The sequence below is a fragment of the Thiohalobacter thiocyanaticus genome (genome assembly GCF_003932505.1).
Lineage (GTDB): Bacteria > Pseudomonadota > Gammaproteobacteria > Thiohalobacterales > Thiohalobacteraceae > Thiohalobacter > Thiohalobacter thiocyanaticus.
In genome coordinates, this window is the sequence record NZ_QZMU01000001.1 from 1131418 (window position 1) to 1155018 (window position 23601).

The window sequence follows — 23601 nt, forward strand, 5'->3', positions numbered from 1 at the left end:
CCGTCATCCCGGCGCAGGCCGGGATCCAGTGACCGCAGTGGTATCTGGATTCCGGCCTGCGCCGGAATGACGGGTATCACTATCCTGACTTTCAAGCATTAATAATTTCCGTGCCTTCCGTGTATTCCGTGGCGCTCCTGACCTTCACAGGCCCAGTTTCTTTTCCAGGTAGTGGATGTCCGTGCCGCCGCGGATGAAGGCACTGTCGCTGCAGATGTCGCGATGCAGTTCGATATTGGTCTTGATGCCGTCGACCACCAGTTCGGACAGCGCCCCGCGCATGCGCGCCAGCGCGGCCTCGCGGGTTTCGCCATGGGCGATCAGCTTGCCGATCATGGAATCATAGTTGGGCGGCACGCGGTAGCCGTTGTAGATGTGCGAATCCCAGCGGATCCCGGGACCGCCGGGCGGGTGGAACTGCTGGATGGTGCCCGGCGAGGGCAGGAAGCTGCGCGGGTCCTCGGCGTTGATGCGGCATTCCACGGCATGGCCGCTGATGTGGATGTCGTCCTGGCGGTAGGACAGGCCCTGGCCGGCGGCGATGCGCAGCTGTTCCTTGACAATATCCACGCCCGTGATCATCTCGGTCACCGGGTGCTCGACCTGCACCCGGGTGTTCATCTCGATGAAGAAGAATTCGCCGTTCTCGAACAGGAACTCGAAGGTGCCGGCACCCCGATAGTTGATTTTGCGGCAGGCCTCGGCGCAGCGCTCGCCCATCCCGGCGCGCTGCTCAGGGGTTATGCCCGGGGCCGGGGCCTCCTCGACCACCTTCTGGTGCCGGCGCTGCATGGAACAGTCGCGCTCGCCCAGGTGGATGGCATTGCCCTCGCCGTCGGCCAGCACCTGGAACTCGACATGACGCGGATGCTCCAGGAACTTCTCCATGTACACCACACCATTGCCGAAGGCCGCCTCGGCCTCGCCCTGGGTCAGGGTAATGGCGTTCAGGAGCGCGGCCTCGGAATGCACCACCCGCATGCCGCGCCCGCCGCCGCCGCCGGCGGCCTTGATAATGACCGGGTAGCCGATCTCGCGCGCCAGCCGCAGGTTGGTGTCGGGATCGTCACCCAGCGGCCCGTCCGAGCCCGGCACACAGGGCACGCCGGCCGCCTTCATGGCCTTGATGGCGGCAACCTTGTCGCCCATGGTGCGGATGGTCTCGGCGCGCGGCCCGATGAAGATGAAACCGCTGCGCTCGACCTGCTCGGCAAAGTCGGCGTTCTCGGACAGGAAACCGTAACCGGGATGAATGGCCACCGCGTCGGTGACCTCGGCGGCGCTGATCAGGGCGGGGATGTTGAGGTAGCTCTCGGTCGAGGGCGCCCCGCCGATGCATACCGTCTCGTCGGCCAGGCGCACATGCTTGAGGTCCCGGTCCACGGTCGAATGCACCGCCACGGTGCGGATGTCCAGCTCCCGGCAGGCGCGGAGGATGCGCAGCGCGATCTCGCCGCGGTTTGCGATGACGACTTTATCCAGCATGATGTGTTATGACCATAAACTTGAAGAGCGCCACGGAATACACGGAAGGCACGGAATGATTTGATTTCAGATAACCACGCGCCTGATCTCGGCCTTGGGGTGGGTAAAATTCACCAGCAATCCCACCTTTTTGCCGCTAGCACGCATGTAATTAACCAATTGCGCTTCATGCACCTTTGACAGCTCAGATTGGGCCTTGAGTTCAACAAGCACCCTAGCCTCTACCAGAATACCGGCCAGATATTCACCCACAACCTCGCCCTTGTACTCGACCTTCAAAGGCACTTGAGCCTCAGCATTGACACCTTGCAGGTGAAGTTCCCTGATCAGCGCCTTTTCGTATACCTTCTCCAGAAATCCTGCACCAAGCTGCCGGTATACTTCATAGACACACCCACGGATACCGTAGGTCAGTTCCTCTTCCACCAACATATGCGCTCCTCCCTGAACACATTGACATTTTTCCGTGCTTTCCGTGTATTCCGTGGCGCTCTTGATCTTGGAGTCACTCGATCACGAACAACGGCTCACCGAACTCCACCGGCTGGCCGTTCTCGACCAGGATCGCCACCACGGTGCCAGCCTTGTCGGCCTCTATCTGGTTGAGCATCTTCATGGCCTCGATGATGCACAGGGTATCACCGGCATTGACCCGCTGCCCGACCTCCACGAAGGGCGTCGCGCCGGGGGAGGAGGCCCGATAGAAGGTGCCCACCATGGGCGAGGTGACCTGATGCCCGGCCGGGATGGCGGGGGCCGCCTCGGCGGCGGGCTCGCCTGCAGGGGCCGGGGCCGGCGCGGCCGGTGCCGTGGCCGGCATGGGGGCGGCAGCCTGCACCACCGTCTGCACGCTGGAACTGTTACGGCTGATGCGTACGGATTCCTCGCCCTCGTGGATCTCGATCTCGGCGATCCCCGATTCCTCCAGCAGCTCGATGAGTTTCTTTACCTTGCGGATGTCCATGATGTTATTCCGTAATCAGTCAGTTACGCGACAGATGGTCATGCGCGGCACGCAGAGCGAGTTCGTAGCCGACCGCGCCCAGGCCGCTGATCACCCCGACCGCAATGTCGGAGAAATAGGAATGCGCCCGGAATTCCTCCCGGGCATGCACATTGGAGAGGTGCAGTTCTATAAAAGGTATATCCACTGCCAGCAGGGCATCCCGCAGGGCTACACTGGTGTGGGTAAAGGCGGCGGGATTGATGATGATGAAATCGGCCCGGCCCCGTGCGGCCTGCACCCGTCCAACCAGTTCATGCTCGGCATTGCTCTGGAAAATGTCGACATCGGCGCCCAACTCGCCGGCCAATGTCGTTATCCTTGCGGAAATATCCTCCAGACTCCGGACCCCGTAGTGACCCGGCTCACGACTGCCCAGCAGGTTGAGGTTGGGACCGTTTATGACGAGAACTTGCGGCAACTTTGCGCCCATCTGCAGAGAACCGATCGGCTCGGTGGAAATTGCCGCCTATTATGCCGGGCGTGGCGGAAATGTCCAGCCTCCGCCCCGCTGGGCAGGCATGGCCCGTGCAATTCCTTATCCAGCCTTCATGTAATCCTGGGCTTACAGCGCCTGGCCGAAATTTGGCTATATTGATAAAGATAACAATTCTACAAACACGGAAAACAATACCAACAACCCTACCACCACAGAGGAGACCTCCAATGAGAATAACCACACTATCCGCCGCCTTCCTTACCGGACTGGGCTACATGTCCGTGATCAGCGCAGGCACGCTGAACAACATGACCGGCACTGCTCAGATGTACGATCCTGTCGGTAACGCCGTCATGGCACCCATGCCCATCACGGGTGATTTCGACGACAGCGCAGGCACGGTCATCATCGATCCCTGGATGTTCTTCGGGATGCACGTGATGAGCGAGATCGAGCTCCTGCCTCCGGGCACACACACCCGTCCCGGCGCGGGCACCGTGACCGTCGCTCCCGGCCAGGTCGGCGGGTTCATCCAGACGGACTGGGCGGCCAGCACTGACATTCCGGCCTTCATCGTCTGGGATGTGACCACTGTCGGCTCCGCCAGCCGCTATGAACCGGTGGACAGTGACGGCGACGGCATCCCGGGGCATGCGATGATCTCCGGCCCCTTCCCCGGCTTCAGTATTGCCTACGAACTCGACGTGGGCGGCAGCATCCCGGACGTGGATGTGGATCTGAACGTCCCGGGCGGGCTGACCCAGGAGTGCAGCGAAACCGGCGGCACCTCCGTCAACCTCACTGCAACTGCAACCCTGAAAGGCGGAGCCACCCTGGGCTCGATCAGCTGGGCCGTCGACGGCGCCGACGCGGGAACGGGCAGCAGCATCACCCCCTTCCTGTCGCTGGGTGAGCACACAGTGGAAGTCACCGCCATGACGACCAATGGCGTCACGGACACCGAGTCCACCACGGTCAACATCAGGGACACCCAGCAACCGAGCCTCGATATCGAGTTCATCGACACCTCCACCGGCATGGCCATTACTGAGATCGACAGTCCGAGAGTCAGTTATGTGGAAGTCCGGTTGAACTCCGATGACGTCTGCGATGAAGATCCGGCAGTCTCCGGGGTCGCCAAACCCGTCACCGCCATCACCGGAGGTGAAGTCATCAGGATCCAGGGCAACATCCAGGATACTGACATGCCCACCACCGCCATCGAAGTCACGGCCAACGCCACCGACGACAGCGGCAACAAGGAAATGGATCAGGCGATACTGAACATCAATAACTGAGACCGACAGCAAACTGCAACACAGGGCGGGCACTTCGTGCCCGCCCTGTCATTTTCACTGAGCAGCCTGCCGCCACCGCACACGCATCGCGACGGCTTCATGACGGAAGTACCGCGACCATCCCGATAGTCCTACACGCGAACAGTTTGTTTCCTACACATTCATTAGGCACACAAGCAAAAAAACCTGAGCCAGCCCCGGCAACAACCAAAACCCGATCATTTTCGCGCTCTTGGCACGATCCATGCTTTTTTTCCTGAATTTCACGGAAACAAGCCGCAACAGGGAGCGAGCGATTCATGGAAACAGAGACGAGCCCGGAACTGCATCTGCCGGCAGGCCTGAAGCGGTTCCTGGAACAGCAGAGAATACATTACCGGGTGACAGCAAACCCGCCTTCCCGTGGACTACGGTCGACAGGTAGCCTGAGATGCCGCAGCGTTGCGCTCGAGGACGAGAAAGGAACCGTGCTTGCCCTGGTTCCGGAAGACCATCTTGTCGATATACGACTCCTGAATGAAATGCTTGGCCGGGAACTCCGTCCCATGAAGGACACGCGGCTCCGCTCGATCTTCCCGGACTGCAGTCCGGACTGTCCACCGCCACTGGGGCAGCCCTATGCAGTGGAGACCGTCGTGGATATCGGGCTGTATACCGGCCTGGAGCTCTCGCTTCAGAGCGGAAGGGCTCAGGCACGACTGCTGGTACCGACACGCGACCTGCAGCAGGCAGTCAACAACTGCCCACTGGGACGGTTTTCCTACCCTGCGTCCCCGGACCGGGACAACACACTCAAACACGACCAGATGCTGTCCGATTCACAAATAGAGCCGGCACTGGCCGAGCTCTTTCCGGGGCGGGCCATGCGATCGGCCGAACGATGCCGATCACTTCCGGTCCTGCCCACAACCGCCTGGAAGATTCTGGAGGTGACAGCCGACATCCACGCCGGCGCCCGCGATCTCAAACGGGTGATTGAGCAGGATCCGTCCATCTCGGCCAGGCTTCTGCAGTGCGCCAATGCGCCGGCCTACGGATTTTTCGGATTTTCCGGACGGGTGAGTGATCTGGATACCGCGATCGCGCGCATTCTCGGCTTCGACCGGGCACTGGCCATCGCGTTCGGCATGAGCCTGCACCAGGTCCTGGGGCGGAACGGGCCGGACGCCGACGAACTGGAATCCTATCACCGTAACACGGTCTATCGCGCCACCCTGGCAAAATATCTGGCCGGCAGCATGCCTTCGGAATCCGGGGTAACCCCCGGAACCGCCTACATGGCGGGCCTGCTGCACAACATCGGTCTGCTGTTCCTTGCCTGCAACTTCCCTGAGCAGTACCGGCTGCTGCTCCACAGCGCGCAACTCAACCCCGGCGTCCCGCTGGTCAGCCTGGAATCCAGCCTCCTGGAAATCAGTCATCAGGAACTCGGAGGGCACTTACTGGAAGGCTGGGGACTGCCGGGCGAACTGATCGTGGCGGCGCGCCATCATCATGATACAGACTACGATCGTGAGCACTCAGGATACAGTCAGCTGATGAGACTGTGCTCGGCCCTGGTCCCGAAACAGGGACTGCTCGCCGGCCATGACGATGCCGAACCTGACAGGGGCAGGCTTACCGAACGCCTGGGTTTGAATGACGCGGCGGTCGAAGCGGCGATGCAGCGGCTGGCCGATGCATACCCTCTGCTCGACGAACTGGCGCAGCGGCTGGCCGCCTGAGCCGGGTCACGTCTGCGGAATCATCCCGCCAGGCGCGGATCCCGGCGCTGGATATCAATCAACTGCACATCCACCCCTCCGGCGTGAACGCCCAATGCGCGCAGCAGTGGATCCAGCAGCAGATCGTCGATCACGTTGAGTAGCGGCGCCAGCAGTGTGCTAACCAGTGCATTGTCAATATCGGACAGGGTCAACCCCAGCAGGCCCAGCAGGCCGCCGCCGCTGAGTGTGATATCCAGGGAGCCGGCCAGCGAGCCGGTCATGTTGCCCAGGGCGCCCGCCAGCGGGGTGCCCGCCGTCTGTTCCTGCGGCAGAGGACTGGCCTGGCTGACCGTGAAATCCAGTCGGGCATCCTGGGGCGAGGCAACCTGGGTGTCGGCCGAAACGTCCGCGGTCATGGATACTGCACCACTGAGGACATCGAGTGACAGCGCCGGGGTCGGGCTGATGCCGCTGGCCGGGTCGCTGATGTCGCCGAACTGCCCGATACCCAGTCCGACGGCACTGGTGCGCGCCCCGATCCTGACCTCATGCGCCAGGCTGTCCGCGTCAGCGCACCGGATCTGCTCCAGCCAGGCCGAGGCCCGAGCGAAATCGGCGTACAGCTTCAGGGTGCCGTTGACTTCGAGCACCCCCCCAGGGATCGGCAGACTATCGGAGTCGGACAGATCGATGCTGATCTCCAGGCGACCCTGCCCGGTCCTGACCTGCGTCTTCCAGTCACCGCTATCATCTCGTCCCGGCTGACCGATGTCGTATTGCGGTCCCTGGATCAGGTGCAGATCCACAACCACATCCCCCAGCCCCAGCGGCAGGTTCAGGGTCATGGGGATGTTGACCGTGCTGCCTTCGTTGGCGATCTGGGCCGAGCCGCTGACCAGGTCGAACACATTCAGATCCACCTCTGCGGCATCCTCCTTCCGGTCGGAACTGACACGGATCAGGTCGCCGACATTGATATCATTGACCATGGCCGCGGCCGCAGCCAGGCCGTTGAGATCGGCATAGGCCGCATTACCGCTGCCCAGAGCGACAGCCATGACCTCCAGGAATTCACCCACCGTCATGTTCGCGTTGAGGAAGCCCTCGACGCTGTCGGCGCTGTGGCCCAGGGCCGCGGAAGCCTCGGCCAGCTCGCCCAGGCCGACATCGGCCGCCGCCAGCCCCTCGTAGGAAACCGCGCTCAGACTGACCGCCCCGCCCAGCAGGCCGCTCATGACCGGATTCAGCACATCGGAGTCATCGCTGCTGACCGAACCCAGGAAGCTGCCGGCGGAAAAGCCACCCATCACCACATCGTGCGCCACGGCCTGACGCTGCAGCTGCGCATCGCCGCCCAGCCAGCCGCCCGCCACCAGGCTGCTGGGCACGGTCGCCATGGTCGTCACCCGCACGGCAGTGGTTTCGGCCATCGGCCCGCCGGGCACAAAGGTATAGAGGCCGTTGACCGTCGTCAGCCGGCCCGTCTCCACCGCGCCTTCCGCCGCGAGATCCCCGCTGTAGCCATTGCGCTGGGCGCTGGCCTGGGCGGCGGCTTCCAGCTCAGCCTGACTGAGGGCGGTCTTCCCGGCACACCAGCCGGCTTCGGTCATTGCATCCATTGCCGCCAGATCGGCGGTGTCCTGCAGCTGCTTCGCCACCCAGCTCAGGCGGCCGACATCGATGGCCAGGGCCGTGAAGATCACCGCCATCGCCAGGGCGCCGATGGCGCTGAAGCTGGCTACCCCTGATTGTTGCCGCGACCGGATCATTCGCTTACGAAGCCATCCTTCTGTTCAAAGAAGGTTTCGGGGATCGGGTATTCGAACGACTCCAGATACCGTTTCCAGACACGCGTCGCCGCTTCTCCCGGCTGCCCCGGGCCGGGGGCCGCCTGACGACCGCTGGCCTGCAGTTCCAGCCAGGCCCGGACCCCGGCGCCATCGCTCCGCTCGGCGTCGCGCACGGATGTGGCCACCGCAGGCTGACCCACGAGCAGTACCGCCAGCAGGCCGGCCGCAAGGGCCGGGCATTCAATCCACCGGTTCATCATGACCAGACTCCTTCGACAGTTGTTCACGCAGCGCCATAGCATGCCGGTGCAGCCGCCGGCTTTCGGCATCGCCCAGTGAGAGCGTACGGGCATAACGTTGTGCGACCTGTTCATCGCCGACAACCAGCATCACCAGCAGCAGATTGCGGGCGGCCCTGGACTCGCCTGCCGACAGCTCCAGCGCGGTCTCGAATTCCACCCGGGCCGCCTCCGGCCGGCCGCTGAGCAGCAGGGCATAGCCGTAATCGTTACGGACCCTCGGGTCGGCGGCCAGCCGTTCGCGGGCACGCCGCAGATGTCTGATCGCTGTATCCAGGTCCTGGCGTGCAGCGGCAACCAGACCCAGTCCGTGATACCCCGCACCCGGCAGACAACCTTCGCTGAGGCGGCCATACAGCCTGGCCGCAAGGTCGTATTCCTTCACCTGGCGGTGGGACTCGGCGCGCAGATAGAGCGCCAGGGGGCGGCCGGCGAGGGCGTCGGGCAGCGCATCGAGATGCGCCATGGCCGCGCGCGGGCGCCCGGCTGCGAGTTCGTCCTCGATCAGCCCCAGTTTCAGCCGCTCCCCGTCCTCGAGCTCGGCGCAATTGCCGTCGGCCGCAAGCGTGTCCGTTCGGTCGTCGGCCGGCCTGACGGCCGTATTCGTGCAGCCGCCGAGCAGCAGCGCCAGGGCCAGCAATGTCATGCCCGTTTTCAACGTACACCTCCCAGCGCGGCCGCAATGGCCATGACGCCCGGCCCGGCGACGAAGATCATCAGGGCGGGGAACAGAAACAGCACCATGACCACCGTCATCTTGCCCGACAGCTTGCCCACCTTCTCCCTGAGCCGGGTCCGGTTGCGATCCTCCATCAGCAGGGCCATGTCCGTCAGGCTCTTCTGCACGTTGCCGCCCTGGCGGCTCAACTGGGCCAGCATTTCCGCCAGATCGGACAGCTCATTGACGCCGACCTGCGCCGCCCACTCACCCAGCACCTCGGAGCGCTCCATGCCCGCCTCGATGCGAGTGAGCACCCACTCCAGCTCCTGCCGCATCCGCGGCAGCATGATACCGCCCTGCGTATGCAGGGTACGCAGCGCCTGTTCTATCGACAGCCCGGCATCGAACAGCATCTTCATCAGATGCACCATGATCAATGACTCATCCGCCAGCGCCCGCCGGCGCTGATCCGCCAGGTAACGCAGTACATAACGCGGTGCCAGATAGCCGAACAAGACACCGAATATGAGCGCGGCGGGGACCAGCCGTGCCTCGCCCCCGGTCAGCAGGAGATACAGCACGCTCAACACGGCGCAGAGGACCGGCGCGAACACCACCCCCGCATGCACCAGGACCCGGATATCCGGACGCAGCAGGCCGGCATTGTCGAGCAGGCTGCGCAGATCGGAGCCGGGGTAGCGCAGCCCGATCCGCTTCAGCCAGGATTCGAGCAGGCGCACCGCCCCGGCCTCGTCCGAGTCCGTATCCAGTTTCAGCAGATAGCCGAAGCGCTGGTCGGACAGGGCCCGCAACCGCACCGTACCGCGCAGACTGAAGCTCAGAAGCGCCAGGCTCACCAGCCCCAGTATCGCTGCCAGCAGGATGAGAACCGCGGTATTCATGGCACGCTCATATGCTCTTGATCATCCGCCACAGGATCATCCCGCCGACGGCCTGCAGCCCGACGGCGAGATACAGCACGTTACGCCCCGCTTCGGTGTTCCACATCGAATCGAGGTAGCCTGGATTCATTGCCATCATGTAACCGGCGATCAGCAGCGGCAGCAGTCCCAGCACCCAGGCGCTGAAGCGGGTTTCACCGGTCAGGGCAGCGAATTCGCGCCGGGCCTGTTCCTGCTGCTTGACCATGGCGGACACACTGTGCAGCAGCGCCTTGATGCTGCCGCCATAGCGCTGGTGTACATCCATGGCCAGTGCCAGCAGCTGGAACTCCTTCACTGCCATGGTATTGGCTGCAAGCTGCAACTGCTCGCCCAGCTCACTGCCCAGTTCCACGTTGGCTTTCACCCGCAGCAGTATGCCCTGCAGCGGCTCCCGGGCCAGCACGGCCGCCTGTGCCAGCGCGTTCTGCAGCGAGTGTCCCGCCGCCAGCGAGCGTTCGAGATTGTCGACAAACCTCGGCAGCTGCGTCAGCAGCAGCTCCGCCCGTTTCTTGTAACGGTACTGCAGCAGGGCATAGAAGCCGAGCAGGCCGATAAAGAGAACCACGGCGGCCGCGGCCGGACCATGACGCAGAGCCACATAAGCAACCAGCAGCACAGACACGGTGGCGCCAGTCTGCAGGCGGCGCTGATCCGGCCTCAGCCCGGCCCGCGTCAGCACATCCTCATAGCGCCTGCGCAGCCGGTCCGGCCAGCCCGTCCCGGTCTGGCTGGAGCGCGGCCGGGCGTAAAGCACGGCGAAACGCTCACTGACACGTTTGTCCAGGCCCGTGTCCCTGCTGCCGCGCACCAGGATCACTGCCAGCCCCAGCAGCATGCCGGCCTCGGCGAGCAGGATCCAGGTCATCGGCGACATCAGCGTTCCCCGTGTCCGTGCGGCGGATGATTCACCAGCTTGCCGGTCTGCGGCTTGCCGCCGGCGCGCCTGAAGCTGTCGCTGTCCGCATCGTAGGCAAACAGTTCATGGATGGCGTAATGCCCGTCCTGTACGCCCACCAGCTCCATGATCTGGGTGATCCGGCGCCGCCCGTCCGGCATGCGCCCGACGTGCACCACCAGGTCGATTGCCGATGCAACCATCTCCCGCAGCGTTTCCTCCGTACCCCTGAAGGCCGCCAGCCCGGCGAGCATGCCGAGCCGGCTCAGGGCATCCCGGCCGCTGTTGGCATGCAGGGTGCTCATCGAGCCCTCATGGCCGGTGTTCATGGCCTGCAGCATGTCCAGCACTTCCATGCCGCGGATCTCGCCCAGCACGATCCGGTCAGGGCGCATCCGCAGCACGTTGCGCACCAGGTCGCGGGCGGTGACCTCGCCCTCCCCCTCGATGTTCGGAGGACGCGTCTCCAGGCGCACGACATGGGCGTGATCCAGCTGCAGCTCAGCGGCGTCCTCGATGGTGACGATGCGCTGGCTCTCGTCGATATACCGGGTCAGGATATTCAGCAGCGTGGTCTTGCCCGAGCCGGTGGAACCGCTGATCAGGATATTGCAGCGGGTCTCGACCGCCCGGCACAGGAACTCCAGGATGTCCTCGTTGAGCGTACGGTAGGCCAGCAGGTCGCTGGCCCGCAGCGGCTCCTTGCGGAACTTGCGTATGGACAGGCAGGGACCGTCCAGCGACAGCGGCGGGATGATCGCGTTCACACGGCTGCCGTCGGGCAGGCGGGCATCGACCATGGGGTTGGTCTCGTCCAGCCGGCGCCCCAGCGGGGCGAGGATCTTCTGGATGACCCTCAGTACATGATTGTCATCGATGAAGCGCAGCTCCGTCTGCTGCAGCCGGCCGCCACGCTCCACATAGATATTGCCCGAGCCGTTGACCAGGATGTCATCGACCTTGTCATCGGCCAGCAGCCCCTGCAGGGGCCCGTAGCCGGTCAGTTCATCGATCAGTTCCCGGACCAGCACCTCTATATCATCCCGATTGACCGCCAGGTGATGTTCGCTGATGTAGCGGCTGATCCGGCCATGGGCATAGCTGGACAGGACCTCCGGCTCCCACGCCTTGAGCGAGACCTGATCGTCCTCGATGCACTGGATCAGGTAGCGATGCAGCCGGGATTTGAGATCCTGGTATTCGTCGGAATGCTTCAGGCTGTAATTGCGCGAGAGACCGATGATATCCATTTTCATTCCTCACTCACGAACAGGCCCTTGACCCGCTTCAGGAGACGCCCCGTGCCCGAGGCCCCGGCAGTTTCGCCGCCACGCTCCGCATCCTGAAACAGCTGACGTGACAGGGCGCGCACCCGGGCACAGTAGGGCTCCTTGGGCGCGCCCTCGAACATGCTCACACCGGAATTGATCACGTTCAGCCGTGCCAGCCCGCAGGGTGGAAGGGTGGCCAGCATCGGCAGGCCGAAGCCCCTGGCGATCACGTCAGCGCCGGGCACCAACTTGGAATAGTAGCGGTCGACCACCAGTCCCATGTGATCGCTGGCGATCTTCTGCGAGGAAATGTGCTGAATCATCGTCATGTTCTGCTGCACACTGGGCACGCTCTGCTCGACCACCACCAGGGTCTGGTCCGCGTGGCGTATCAGCACATCGAAGAACTCGGAGGTCGGAAGCCCGCCCAGGTTGACCACGATCCGGGGGAAGAAAGCCCGCAGGGTGCCCAGCAGGACAAAGATGTCGGCCGAGGTGATGTCATGCATCTCGGTGGCGTCATTGCCCATGTCCAGTATCCGCAACCCGCCGGGATGCGCGGCAAAGGCGCTTTCGATCAGGGTCTCGTCCAGCCGCCGCAGGCTGCGCACGGCATCCACGAAGGTATAGGAGGACTTGATGTCGAGGTACAGGAGCGCATCCCCCTGCGGTACCCCCAGGTCCAGCAGCAGGGTGCGTTCCTCCGGCGCCTGTTCCTGGGCAGCCAGCGCCAGATGCAGTGCGAGCATGACCGTATCGCTGCCCGGCCTGGCATTGGCCAGCGCGATCATGCGGCTCCCCCGCTGTCCCTGCTGCACCTGCGGCAGGCGCTGCCCCAGCCGGTTCACCAGCGCCACCACCTGCCCCCGGTCCTCGCCCGGCATCAGATAGTCCCGCGCCCCGGCGCGCATCATGGCCAGCACCAGCTCCGCATCATCGCTCCTGGAAAGCGCCACCACCGAAATCAGGGGCTTGACGCTGAGCAGGCCTTCGATCATCGAGGTCTGCTCCAGCAACTGCTCCCGGTTGACGTCGATGAAGACGATCAGGGCGCCGGTGACGTCGATGATCTGCAGGATACGCTCAAGACTGTCGCCGTCGGCGACCACGATGTCCCCGGTCTCTCCCAGAGCGCTCTGCAACCACCTGATGTGATCGTCCCGGCTGCTGACTACGACATAGCTTCGTTTCGCACGCATGGTCTAGTCCGAGAATCCATAGTTGGCGTCCTGCGCTCCGCCGCCGCTCATCCCCGGCAGCGCGAACTCACTGAACGAAGGGTCATACTCACGATATGCCTCGCCCGGCATGGGCGGCAGTTCCGCGTCCGCGGCCAGGGGACTGACCAGGCGCGGTGTGACCACCATGATCAGTTCGCGGTCGCTCATGTCCAGCCGGGACGAGCGGAAGAAGGCGCCCAGTACCGGCAGGTCACCCAGTCCGGGCACCTTGTCGACGTTGGAAATCGTCTCCCGGCTCATCAGGCCGCTGATGACAAAGCTCTCGCCGTCGCCCAGCTCGACGCTGGTCTCGGTGCGGCGCACCCGCAGGGAAGGCACGGAGACTCCGCCGGTCTCGATACCGGTGCTGAAGTCCAGCTCGCTGACCTCGGGCGCGACCCGCAGCATGATCTGGTCCTCGGCCAGCACTGTGGGGGTGAGGAACAGCCGGATGCCGAATTCCTTGTACTCAATGCTCACCGAAGCATCGCTGCCGGAACCCTGCCGTATCGGAATGGGAAACTCGCCCCCCACCAGGAAACTGGCCTGCTGGCCGCTCAGGGTGACCAGCGAGGGCTCGGCCAGGGTATAAGCGAAACCGTTGCCCTCCAGCACGCTCAACACGCCGAGCACATTGTCCCTGGCGCGACCGAAGACCAGATTGAAACCGTTTATCGAGGGCAGAAAACCGCTGCCGCTGGACAGGGAGAAACCGCCGGCACCGCCGCTGACACCGGACAGTACGCCCGGCGGAGCAACGGCACCGGCCGTATTGCGATTGACCTTGCTGAGGAAGAAGCCGATTTCCTTGAGCTTGTTGTGACTGATCTCGACAATCCGGATGTCAGTCTGCACCTGGTGGCTGAAGCCGCTGCGGGTGCGATCGCTCAGGCGCACATCCTGCCCGGCCGCGGTCCGCGCCGCCGCGTGTTCCGGCAGCGAGTTCGTCTCACCGGTCAGTGCCACGCCCTCGCCGGAGGGAACCAGCTGCATCCCGGTGCCGCCGAGGGCGGCCGTGGTTTCCTCGGCCGGCACCACCCGGATCCGGTAGCTGCGCACCTCGCCCCCCTGCAGCCACACCTTGAGGCTGGTGCTGCCAAGCTTTCTGCTCGTGATCAGGACGTCACGGCTGCCCACGGCCTGCACATCTGCAATCTCAGGCTCACCCAGCGCCAGCCGCGCCACCGGCTGGCTGTAGCTCAGGTTCTGCTGCTGGGCCAGCGGAATCTCGAGTGTCCGGTTCGCGGCCACCGCCAGCCCCTGGCCCAGTGCCAGGCACAACAGCAGGCAGGCCTTGAGCAGCAGATGTGCCCGAACTCTATCCCTGTTATTCATATAATCTTCCATCTAGTGTACCGTCTGGGAACTGCGCTCGGTGCCGCGATAGACCGGGATGCTGTAACCCCGGCTCGGCCGGGAGTCACCCGCCAGCTCATCGAGCATGACCCCGGCAGCGCCGGACTGCCCCCTGCCGCCGGATTCCTCGGCCTCCCGGCTGGAAACCACGGCGAGCCGGATCGCCCCGGCGTGTTCGGCCAGCATCAACCGGCCCGCCTGCTCACGCGGCACCGCCAGCACAGCCGAACGGCTGCCGGGATCAGCACGCGGGTCGTCTTCGAGATTGACCACCCGGCCGTCCTGCCTGACCGCCACGGTCTTGCCATAGGCGAGCACCTCTGCCCGTTCGATCAATACCCGGGCGGTACTGCGGCTGACCTCCGCCATGCCGCCGCGCAGGTACAGCAGGACATCGACATGGTCTCCGGGCTGAACGTAGGCGCCGCCGCCGATGACTTCGTCCACCTTGACCGCGATGGCGCGCATGCCCGGCTCCAGCAGGCGCGCGATCCGGCTGCCGGTATGAAAATGGCTCTCAAGCACGATTTCGCCGGCCGCGATGGCAACCTCAGGTGTACGCTCCAGCAGCGGTTCGGCGGTATGAAAGGCGCCCTCGCGCACCACGGGCACCCGGATGGTCTCCAGGTCGTCCGCCGCGATCCCGGCCCCGGCCTCGATCCGGCGGCTGGCGATGATCACCTGTCGCAGGTCCCCGGTCGCCTCGGGCTCGGTCTGGACCTCAGTCTGCGGCGCCTCCACCGGCGCGGTGCTCAGCTTGTAGCCGATATAACCCAGCACGACCGCACCGAGCGCGAGCAGCATCGCCAGGATTCGCATGGCCTGCATATTCATCCTGTTATCCTTCCATTGTTGCTTGTCGCCTGCCCTGGCTGGCAGATCCGTGCTTTATTCTGTTCGCGACGCCCGACTGCGATTCAAAGCCGCACATTGGCACGACTGCCAAGCGCGGCGGGCACCTTGGGCAGATCGCCGATCATGGGCAGTGTCAGCATGGGGATGACAGGGTTGCTGTGATAATCCTCATAGCCGACCTCGACCGTCAGCACCCGGTTACTGAGACTGACCCCTACATTCTGATTATCGGCCCCGAGGACCTGGTTCTTGACGCTGTCCGGCAGCCAGTCCAGCTGAGCAGCCACCTGATCGCGCACCACGGGGATCACGCCGTTGTTCAGATAATCGTTGGTATCGGTGTAGGCCGTGGGATCCACCGCCACCGCTGCGCGCGCCCCGCCCTCGGCGGCAGAGCTGAAACTCTCCATCAGCAGGAACACCAGTCCATAGCTGACGATGGCATAGAACAGGGCGAAAAAGGGCAGGAACAGCAGCGCGAATTCGAGCGCGGTACTACCGCGCTGGCGCCGCCGCAGCGCACCCGTCGCATTCATTGTGCATGCATGTCCGGTCATGTTCGTACTCCGCTCTCAGCCCGCCCTGCCGCCGGCCAGCAGGATCATCACCACCGGCAGGGCAATCCCCAGCGCAGCCCCGAAGGGCACTGTCCGGCGCGCCCGTCCCGTGCCCTCCCCGCCCGTCAGCCAGCCTTCCGGGCAGAGCCCGTGCAGATAGGGCAGGTCGCGGACGAAACGGCAGGTCAGCAACACCGCCAGCGCCAGTATCGCCGCCAGGGCAAAGGCGGCAATGAAATGGACCAGGCCGGTGAGCATGGCCATGGCCGCGGCCAGCTTGACATCGCCGGCGCCGAGCTGGCCCAGGGCATAGCCCGGCAGGGTCAGCAGTAAAGCCAGTCCCAGCCCCTGCCAGGCCGATGCCGGCGCCATGCCCAGCAGACTGGCACCGCTGGCCAGCACCACCAGCACGCCCACGGCCAAGCCACCCAGGGTCAGCAGATTGGGCAGGCGGCGCCAGCGCAGATCGAAACCCGCCGCCACCAGCGCCCACAGGCCCAGCCCCAGGGCTTCAGGCATGGTCGATCACCCCGGAATCAGGGCGTCGTCGCACCTTCCAGGGCGGTCTTGATATCGGTGAAGATAGCGGTCACCGCCGTGCGGATCGGCGTGACGAACGCCACCAGCGCAACCGCGACCATGGCCGCGATCAGCACGTACTCGATGGCGCTGGCGCCTTCCTCGTCACGGATGAAACTCACGACTGCCCGTTTTACTCCCTGCATGTCCATCGTTCGGCCTCCTCTATATGATTTGTCGGGGGTAAGCTGCAATTGTTATCGGCTTGACACAAAAACTACTTGAGCAAAAAAACTCTATTTTCATGTGGTTAAAATGGACTTCCAGCAGACCTGATCCCGGCCGGCTTCCTTGGCCCGATAGAGGGCGTCATCCGCCGCGCGAACCAGATCATCCGGATTGTCCCGGGAATGCGGGATGCAGGTGGCCCCGCCCAGGCTGATGGTGACATGTCCGGCTTCATTCCTTTCATGCACCAGGCCGAGCCCGGCCACCGCCTCGCGCATCTGCTCGGCATAGCGGGCGGCCTCGTCGCCCGTCATCTGATACAGCACCACCACGAACTCCTCCCCGCCATAGCGGGCCACCAGATCGCCCGAGCGACGCATGCAGCGCCCCAGGGCATTGGCAACCTCACGCAGACAGGTATCGCCCTCCTGATGCCCGTAGTGATCGTTGTATTTCTTGAAGTTGTCGATGTCGATCAGGATGACCGAAAGGGGCAGACTGGCACGTGCCGCCCGGTTCCATTCGTCCCTGTAGGTCTCGTCGAAGGTCCGGCGGTTGGCCAGCTGGGTAAGTCCGTCGACGCTGGCCAGACTCTGGTAACCGAAATACTTGTGCAGCGACTCCATCAGGCCGTGGTGCATGGTCCAGGCCGTGATGGCCAGGGTGCCGGAGAAGATCACCAGCATGAGTGCCATCAGATAACCTACGGAATCACTGCCGAGCAGCAGCACAAGTATCATCGGCACGAGCACACACGACAGATACAGCAGATAGGTTGCCGGCGCCGCGATGTACAGCGGCAGGGCACCTGCACTGGTGATGCTCAGCATGAAGATCAGAAACAGCTGATAGGGTTCGGTCAGGGCGGGATGGAGAAACAGCGCCGTGGAACCCCAGACCAGGCCGTTGATCGCCGTCAGGGACAGCATCATCAACGACTGGTTGCCGCCTGCCAGGCCACCGCGAACATTGCGTCGATGCGCGTGGGCGTATGCCAGCCGGGCCCCGGAAGCGGCCACCACCGTCGCCAGCCACAGCAGCAGGCGTATGTGGTCCGTGATCGACCACAGGAACAGCGTCAGGATCAGCGCATTGGTCAGATTGGCCAGGAAGCCGATACCGGCGTAGCGATGCAACTGCGCCAGCTGCTGGGCCGAGACATTATGGGGATTGATCACCGCAAGCATGGCCATTCCGCCATTGGCGGCCCCATAGCGGCGGGATCATCCGGACACCGACAAACAGACATGGTATCTACCTCCTGTACCGCAGGGTTGCGGCCCGCACTACCAGACTCTTTAACCATTGCCTGTACAGCGGGCATTCTGGTGTGAACCGGCTCACACGACGTGGTCAGAACATCGCCTCCTAATTTCATCATCGTCCAGAAAACCGTGGGTGTAAAGTCTGACTGTCAGACATACACTGACAGAACAGTAAGTTATGCAGGGTTTATACAGATTTATCCCGGGCCTGCCGATAAGCGGTGACAGGCAATACGGTCTTTATCCCTGTCGGTATCCGCGATTGACGGAAATCCCTGTCAGAAGTTGACTGACTGCGGTGTCAACGGAAACTTTATAGAATCAGGTAAAGTCCGTCGGATACACGAGACTCACAGACCATGACCGTCCCTGGCACAGAATTCGACGGGTGTAATTCTGGAGACGCCGTCCCATGGAGACCCTGATCGCCGACCGCCGATTCCAGACCGGAACCAACGCCCCGGACTTCGACGAGGGCACTGCGGCCGCACCTCCGGTGACCGGCTCGGAGTTGTTCCGCCACAGCGAACGGCTCAAGCAGGCCCAGGCCCGGCTGCTGATGGACGGTACCCAGCTGGCGGCCCTGCTGTCGCTACTGGCCGCTCCCCTGGTCGCCTATCTCCTCAGCGGCAGTGTCGGACGGCATCCCGCACTGATATGGTGTGCCGCGGTGGCCGGGATAGCGGTATTCCGCCTGGCCTCCCTGGTCCGCCACCGACGCCGCAGCAATGCCGGCCATCCCGACCTGCACCGCATCCGCATCTCACTGCTGGTCTGGAACGGCCTGAGCGGACTTGCCTGGGGCAGCGCGGCGTTTCTGGTCTATCCGCCCGATTCCCTGCCCCAGCAGATACTCCTGCTGCTGGTGCTGGCCGGCGCTGTCGCCATCGCCGTGACCGTCCATTCCGGCATGCTGAATGCCGTGCTGATATTCTCCGTCCCGGCCATCCTGCCCATGATCGTCCGTCTGATCAGCGAGGACAGCGTCACCCACGACCAGCTGGCGGTGCTGGCGGGCCTGTTCCTGTTCGCCATTCTGCTGATTGCCCCACCATAGCCATGAATGACCTTAGGGCATCCGGTGGGCGTAGTTTTTTCAACCACAGCCATGATCGATCACTGCGCGAGGCAAGCGGCAACGGACAATCTACCAGAAGTGCGCCGGGTCGCATCCGCGCAATACCGAGGCCCGGCTGCGTCAGGAGCGCGATTCATCGCCGGTGTGCTGGATACCGAAAACGCCATCGTGATGGTCATGGATCTGGATGGCATCATTCTGCGCTTCAACCGTGCCGGCGAGGCCGCCACCGGCTTCCACGCCCACGAACTCATTGGAAAGCCCCTGTGGGATACCCTGCTGCCGAAAGATCAGGCCGCCGGATTCCGGTGGGATTTCACTGCCGTGCTCCAGGGTGAGTTTCCGCGTGAAACCGAGGTCCAGTGGCACGCCAGGGACGGGGAACGCCGTCTGCTGCAGCTTTCCACCACCGCCATACTCGGAGACAACGGCAGGTGCAGTCACGTGGTCAGCACCGGTATCGATATCACCGCGCAGCGCCAGGTACAGCAGGCACTGGCCTTCACCCAGGAGAATTTCCGTTTCCTGGTCGAGGGCGTAACCGACTACGCCATCTTCATGCTGGATCAGGACGGCACCATCATCAGCTGGAATCCGGGCGCCGAGCGCATCAGCGGTTACAGCGAGGCAAAGGTCATCGGCCGGCATTTCGGTGAGATCCTCCAGGCCGAGGAACAGGCTGGCCTGCAACCCGGGACCATGCTGCGCATTGCCGGCACGGATGACTATTATCAGCGCGAAGGCTGGTTTGTGCGCGGCGACGGCAGCCGCTTCTGGGCCATACTGGCCATCAATCCGGTCCGCGATGACAACCGGCGGCTGCGCGGCTATTCCATCATCATCAACGACATCAGCGAGCGCAAGCAGGCCGAAACCGAACTGGCGCGCTCACGGGAATCGCTGCAGGCCCTGTCCCGGCATCTGCAGACGGTACGCGAGGAGGAAAAGGCCAGCCTCGCCCGCGAGCTGCACGACGAGCTGGGCAGCCTGCTGACCTCGCTAAAAATCGAGCTCTCGGCGCTGCAGCAGCAACTCCCCGGACAGGAACAGGCCCGCTCCGACATCGACCGGATCAACGATTGCGTCCAGGAGGCCATCGCCACCACCAGGCGCATATCCACCAGCCTGCGCCCCCCCATACTGGACAACCTCGGCCTGCTGCCCGCCGTCGAATGGCAACTGGAGCAGCTCAAGCAGCGCGTCGGGATCGAATACGACCTGCATTGCGACGGTGACGCCGCCGGCCTGAACCAGGATCAGACCATCGCGCTGTTCCGCATCCTCCAGGAGGGGCTTACCAACATCACCCGCCATGCCGAAGCCCACCGGGTCAGCGTGGTCCTGATCATCGATGCGCAACAGGCGGCACTCGACGTGATCGACGACGGGATCGGCTTCGATTTCGAGGACAAATCCTCCGGCGGGTCCTATGGTTTGTACAGCATGCAGGAGCGCGCCCGGGCGCTCGGCGGCAGTCTGGATATCATGAGCCGGGCCGGCGAGGGTACGCGGCTGCGGGTACGCATCCCCGTTGCCCTGTCTGGCGCACAACAACAAGAGGAGCCAACACCATGATCAGTGTTCTTATTGCCGATGACCATCCGGTCGTTCGGGCCGGCATGCGCCAGATCATCGATGCCGATGACCAGACCAGCGTGATCGCCGAGGCAGGTTCAGGGGAAGAGGTCCTGGAAGCCACCGTCAGATCGCCCTTCGACGTCCTGCTGCTGGACATCTCCATGCCCGGCCCGAGCGGTGTGGATCTGCTGCAGCGGCTGCGCGCGGCGCGCTGCCAAGCGGCGATACTCTTCATGAGCATGTACCCGGAGGATCAGTTCGCCGTGCGGCTGCTCAAATCCGGCGCCTCCGGCTATCTGACCAAGGAGAGCGCGCCCGATCAGCTGGTCGCCGCCATCCACAAGGTGGCCCGCGGCGGGCGCTTCATCAGCGCCTCCCTGGCCGAGATCCTGGCCGACACCCTGACCTCCGACGAGGACCGGCCGGCGCACGAGACCCTGTCCAACCGCGAATACCAGGTGTTCCAGATGCTGGCCTCGGGCAAGAGCGTGTCGGAGACGGCCAGGGAGCTCAACATCAGCGTCAAGACGGTGAGCACCTACCGCACCCGCATCCTGGAGAAGATGAACATGAGCAAGAACGCCGAGTTCACCTACTACGCCATCAAGAACGGGCTGATTGACTGACAAGGGAACAGGCAGGAATGGCACTCACAAAAGCCGGACCTCAGTCTATCCGTCATCCCCGCGCAGGCGGGACAAAAGCGCGGAGCGTGTTGAACGCCCGCAGGGCGGCCCGTAGGGCGAGCGCAGCGAGTAATCCAGTGCCCGGCCGTACCAGCAAACGCTGGATTCCCGCCTGCGCGGGAATGACGGGGCTGCTAAAGTCAGCGCCATTCGAGATAGGCACAAAGCAGCCCGGGGCGCGAGGATAACCCCGACACTCCGGGCCATTCATCAGCAGCCAATTATTATGCGGCTGCCTCCCTCCTCCGAGCGACGCCGATCAGCCCCACAAGGCCCGAGCCGAACAGCCAGGCTGCGGCCGGCACCGGAACCGCGCTCAGGCTGGCCTGGGAGTGGCCCAGAACCAGCTCGCCATTCAGCAGGCCGCCGCTTCCGAGCAGAAAGTCCTCGAACGTCACGGCGATCGCATCGACGCTGATATCGCAGTGACTGGCCGCACAGCTGCCGCCGGCCTCCCCGTTCACCAGCTGCCGGTTGAGCGTGACGGTGATCCCCGCCGCGGCCAAGACCACCAGGTTGGGGTCGGGCTCTGCCACCAGCATCCCGTCCAGTCCGAGCCCGATGCCCAGAAGGCTGAGTCCGGCGACATCCAGACTGGCGTTCTCGAGCGTGGTCGTGCCGGTGGCCGTGAAGCCCCCCGGCTCGCCCGTCACAGTTGCCGTGGAGCTGATCGTTTCCGCCGACAGATCCACCGCAGCGGCGGAAATCAGCCCGAGCAGATTCAGCGTACCCACGGCGAAATCGAGATCGTGCACCGAAGCGGACGCCTCACTGGTGTGCGGGCCCGGGGAGCCATCCACCGTCGAGGCCGCCGAGGCGTTGAGCAGGCCGGTGGACAGGTCGATGGCGTAGGTGGAGGCAAAGAGACCCGGCGAGTGGCTCACCTGCTCATTGATGCCGACGACCGAGTCGCTCACGCTGCCCGGCGGTGGCGAGGTCACGGACACCCCGGCCGGCAGGGGCCCTACATTGAGCGAGAGACTGCCGCTGAAGGCACTCAGGCCGACTTCCAGGGCATGGCCGGAGGCCGACCCACTGCCGACGCTGGCCGCGTGTACGGGCTGCGTGGCCGCCAGGGCGAGCAGCAGGGTTGCTGCGACTATAACTGACCCATTGCTTGAATTATTCATGAACACCCACTCCATCTTCATATTAGAGAGCCAGGGTTGTTGCAACAGCCGCGCCAACACATCCAGGCATGTATCAAAACATGCACTTGCAGAATCCGCCATTCACAGGGCATCGATACTGAATATTTTCTCGACAGTAACAGTGTCAGTCGTTCAATAACCACTCCTGTAGGGGTTCGTCCCAGGCATCGGACAATGCCGCATTGAATCAACCCGTTACTACGCTAACGCTGCACCACAGGTCAATTGAACGGGTGTAAATAAATCTAACTGTACCGGCTGTGGAGGCTGAACCTGCGCCATGCGGCGCGCAATGATGACGGATTGATCCGGGACTTTCCGACAGGAAGGGAAAGAGCAGACGGCGGGGGAGCAGATAACAAAATGCCCGGGGAAGAAGGCAACCTTCCCCGGGCGCACTTTAAACGGCAGCTATGTTATTAGTCTTCAGGCAGCTGCCTTTCTCCTCCGAGCGACCCCTGCAAGGCCCAGCAGCCCCGAGCCGAACAGCCATACGGCGGCCGGCACCGGTACGGCACTGGGCGGATGCTTCGGAATCTCCAGATGCGGCGGAATGGAGGTGCACAGCAGCTCCCCCAACAGTCCACCCTCGTCAACACAGACTTCGACCACGGTGGCGATGCCCGCGAAGTACGGCGTAAAACCGATGAAGGGGCCTTCGGTCATGGCCGTGCCCAGGACGCCATCGTAATCCGCATCCAGTGACTCGACATCGAAATAGGCCAACTGATTGCTGGCCCAGCCATCCAGGATGCTGTTCACCGGATCGGTGAAATCGAGCGAACTGCTGGGATCCAGCGCGAAGGAGGCATCAACCGGGATGAGATTCCCGGCCCAGGAAAAATCAATGGCCGAATCGGCGCACATGATATGCGAACCGCAGTAGTCAGGCGCACCGCCAAAGAGGACATTCTGATACCCGGTAATACTTCCATCCGCTGTCCATTCAGCCCCGAAGAAAGGCTCGTCACCCTGCATACTGGCGCTGCCGGGATAGGGGCCATTCGGTGCCAGCAGCGGGATTTCTATGTCCATAGCACCCGTGACGCCAGCGGGGGCCTGGACCCTGGCGCCCGTGGGATCGTACATGATGAATTCGCCATCGAAGTCGAACTTGAGCACTGTCAGCGCGTTGGCACTGCAGGCGATGAACGGCAACGTATAGAGAATATTTTTCAGTTTGTTCGGTTTTAACATCTTCATTATTCATGCCCTCCACAGAGGTTCTGATACCTGCCTCATCCAGGACAAGGCATGATGAATGCATCATCTCTGGTTACTGGGCAGCCAACCGTTACACTTCCCTGGTCAGACTCA

Annotated in this window: 24 protein-coding genes; 5 read left to right on the forward strand and 19 right to left on the reverse strand. The window is 63.4% G+C overall.

Going from position 1 to position 23601, the window contains the following annotated elements; genetic code table 11:
* Positions 1-144 precede the first annotated feature (144 nt).
* The 4 genes from accC to aroQ all read right to left on the reverse strand — a co-directional run bounded on the left by accC (position 145) and on the right by aroQ (position 2921).
* Positions 145-1485: an acetyl-CoA carboxylase biotin carboxylase subunit gene (gene accC, locus D6C00_RS05360; protein ID WP_125180712.1), complete on the reverse strand. Its 1341-nt coding sequence runs from the start codon at positions 1483-1485 to the stop codon at positions 145-147.
* Positions 1486-1551: 66 nt separating this feature from the next.
* Entirely contained in the window at positions 1552-1917 is a 366-nt protein-coding gene (locus D6C00_RS05365; protein ID WP_125180714.1) for a GxxExxY protein, read from the reverse strand.
* Between the two features lie 73 nt (positions 1918-1990).
* Positions 1991-2449: an acetyl-CoA carboxylase biotin carboxyl carrier protein gene (gene accB, locus D6C00_RS05370; protein WP_125180715.1), complete on the reverse strand. Its 459-nt coding sequence runs from the start codon at positions 2447-2449 to the stop codon at positions 1991-1993.
* A gap of 19 nt (positions 2450-2468) precedes the next feature.
* The gene (aroQ, locus tag D6C00_RS05375) at positions 2469-2921 is read right to left on the reverse strand and encodes a type II 3-dehydroquinate dehydratase (RefSeq protein ID WP_125180717.1); all 453 of its coding nucleotides are present in this window, start codon (positions 2919-2921) and stop codon (positions 2469-2471) included.
* A 233-nt stretch (positions 2922-3154) separates the two neighbouring features.
* On the opposite strand from aroQ, the gene D6C00_RS05380 reads away from it, so the two are divergent.
* Both D6C00_RS05380 and D6C00_RS05385 read left to right on the forward strand, forming a co-directional pair.
* The gene (locus tag D6C00_RS05380) at positions 3155-4225 is read left to right on the forward strand and encodes a hypothetical protein (RefSeq protein WP_125180719.1); all 1071 of its coding nucleotides are present in this window, start codon (positions 3155-3157) and stop codon (positions 4223-4225) included.
* A 299-nt stretch (positions 4226-4524) separates the two neighbouring features.
* Positions 4525-5949 (forward strand): aminoacyl-tRNA deacylase and HDOD domain-containing protein, encoded by a 1425-nt coding sequence (locus tag D6C00_RS05385; protein ID WP_125180720.1) that lies wholly within the window; start codon positions 4525-4527, stop codon positions 5947-5949.
* A 20-nt stretch (positions 5950-5969) separates the two neighbouring features.
* Here the strand turns inward: D6C00_RS05385 and D6C00_RS05390 are convergent, their stop codons facing one another.
* From D6C00_RS05390 to D6C00_RS05450, 13 genes are all read right to left on the reverse strand, one after another.
* Positions 5970-7700 carry a TadG family pilus assembly protein gene (locus D6C00_RS05390; RefSeq protein WP_125180722.1) on the reverse strand — a complete coding sequence of 577 codons (1731 nt, stop codon included), beginning with the start codon at positions 7698-7700 and terminating at the stop codon, positions 5970-5972.
* The gene (locus tag D6C00_RS05395; RefSeq protein ID WP_158675306.1) at positions 7697-7981 is read right to left on the reverse strand and encodes a DUF3613 domain-containing protein; all 285 of its coding nucleotides are present in this window, start codon (positions 7979-7981) and stop codon (positions 7697-7699) included. Before D6C00_RS05395 ends, D6C00_RS05390 begins: the two co-directional genes overlap by 4 nt.
* Positions 7962-8666, reverse strand: coding sequence for a tetratricopeptide repeat protein (locus D6C00_RS05400; RefSeq protein WP_125180726.1), 705 nt, complete (start codon positions 8664-8666; stop codon positions 7962-7964). The genes D6C00_RS05395 and D6C00_RS05400 overlap by 20 nt, the downstream gene beginning before the upstream one ends.
* Before the next feature lie 8 nt (positions 8667-8674).
* Positions 8675-9583, reverse strand: a complete 909-nt coding sequence (locus D6C00_RS05405; RefSeq protein ID WP_125180728.1) for a type II secretion system F family protein — start codon at positions 9581-9583, stop codon at positions 8675-8677.
* 7 nt (positions 9584-9590) lie between these two features.
* Entirely contained in the window at positions 9591-10499 is a 909-nt protein-coding gene (locus tag D6C00_RS05410) for a type II secretion system F family protein (protein ID WP_125180729.1), read from the reverse strand.
* Positions 10499-11770: a CpaF family protein gene (locus tag D6C00_RS05415; protein WP_125180730.1), complete on the reverse strand. Its 1272-nt coding sequence runs from the start codon at positions 11768-11770 to the stop codon at positions 10499-10501. The genes D6C00_RS05410 and D6C00_RS05415 overlap by 1 nt, the downstream gene beginning before the upstream one ends.
* Before the next feature lie 2 nt (positions 11771-11772).
* Complete coding sequence (locus tag D6C00_RS05420; protein WP_125180732.1) at positions 11773-12990, reverse strand: AAA family ATPase; 1218 nt, start codon at positions 12988-12990, stop codon at positions 11773-11775.
* 3 nt (positions 12991-12993) lie between these two features.
* Positions 12994-14346, reverse strand: coding sequence for a type II and III secretion system protein family protein (locus tag D6C00_RS16455; protein WP_125180734.1), 1353 nt, complete (start codon positions 14344-14346; stop codon positions 12994-12996).
* A gap of 12 nt (positions 14347-14358) precedes the next feature.
* The gene (gene cpaB / locus D6C00_RS05430) at positions 14359-15201 is read right to left on the reverse strand and encodes a Flp pilus assembly protein CpaB (RefSeq protein ID WP_125180736.1); all 843 of its coding nucleotides are present in this window, start codon (positions 15199-15201) and stop codon (positions 14359-14361) included.
* An 83-nt stretch (positions 15202-15284) separates the two neighbouring features.
* On the reverse strand, positions 15285-15758 hold the full coding sequence (locus D6C00_RS05435) for a TadE/TadG family type IV pilus assembly protein (protein ID WP_125180737.1): 474 nt from the start codon (positions 15756-15758) through the stop codon (positions 15285-15287).
* A gap of 36 nt (positions 15759-15794) precedes the next feature.
* A complete protein-coding gene (locus D6C00_RS05440; RefSeq protein WP_125180739.1) occupies positions 15795-16298 on the reverse strand; it encodes a prepilin peptidase in 504 nt (167 codons plus the stop codon).
* A 17-nt stretch (positions 16299-16315) separates the two neighbouring features.
* Positions 16316-16510, reverse strand: coding sequence for a Flp family type IVb pilin (locus D6C00_RS05445; protein WP_125180741.1), 195 nt, complete (start codon positions 16508-16510; stop codon positions 16316-16318).
* A 90-nt stretch (positions 16511-16600) separates the two neighbouring features.
* Positions 16601-17713 (reverse strand): GGDEF domain-containing protein, encoded by a 1113-nt coding sequence (locus tag D6C00_RS05450; protein WP_158675307.1) that lies wholly within the window; start codon positions 17711-17713, stop codon positions 16601-16603.
* 490 nt (positions 17714-18203) lie between these two features.
* On the opposite strand from D6C00_RS05450, the gene D6C00_RS05455 reads away from it, so the two are divergent.
* From D6C00_RS05455 to D6C00_RS05465, 3 genes are all read left to right on the forward strand, one after another.
* Positions 18204-18848, forward strand: a complete 645-nt coding sequence (locus D6C00_RS05455) for a hypothetical protein (protein WP_125180745.1) — start codon at positions 18204-18206, stop codon at positions 18846-18848.
* A 165-nt stretch (positions 18849-19013) separates the two neighbouring features.
* Positions 19014-20444 (forward strand): PAS domain-containing sensor histidine kinase, encoded by a 1431-nt coding sequence (locus D6C00_RS05460; protein WP_158675308.1) that lies wholly within the window; start codon positions 19014-19016, stop codon positions 20442-20444.
* A complete protein-coding gene (locus D6C00_RS05465; RefSeq protein ID WP_125180748.1) occupies positions 20441-21073 on the forward strand; it encodes a response regulator in 633 nt (210 codons plus the stop codon). The genes D6C00_RS05460 and D6C00_RS05465 overlap by 4 nt, the downstream gene beginning before the upstream one ends.
* Before the next feature lie 284 nt (positions 21074-21357).
* Here the strand turns inward: D6C00_RS05465 and D6C00_RS15630 are convergent, their stop codons facing one another.
* Both D6C00_RS15630 and D6C00_RS15720 read right to left on the reverse strand, forming a co-directional pair.
* On the reverse strand, positions 21358-22263 hold the full coding sequence (locus tag D6C00_RS15630) for a VPLPA-CTERM sorting domain-containing protein (protein WP_177433203.1): 906 nt from the start codon (positions 22261-22263) through the stop codon (positions 21358-21360).
* Positions 22264-22710: 447 nt separating this feature from the next.
* The gene (locus tag D6C00_RS15720; protein WP_206609511.1) at positions 22711-23487 is read right to left on the reverse strand and encodes a VPLPA-CTERM sorting domain-containing protein; all 777 of its coding nucleotides are present in this window, start codon (positions 23485-23487) and stop codon (positions 22711-22713) included.
* Positions 23488-23601 lie beyond the last annotated feature (114 nt).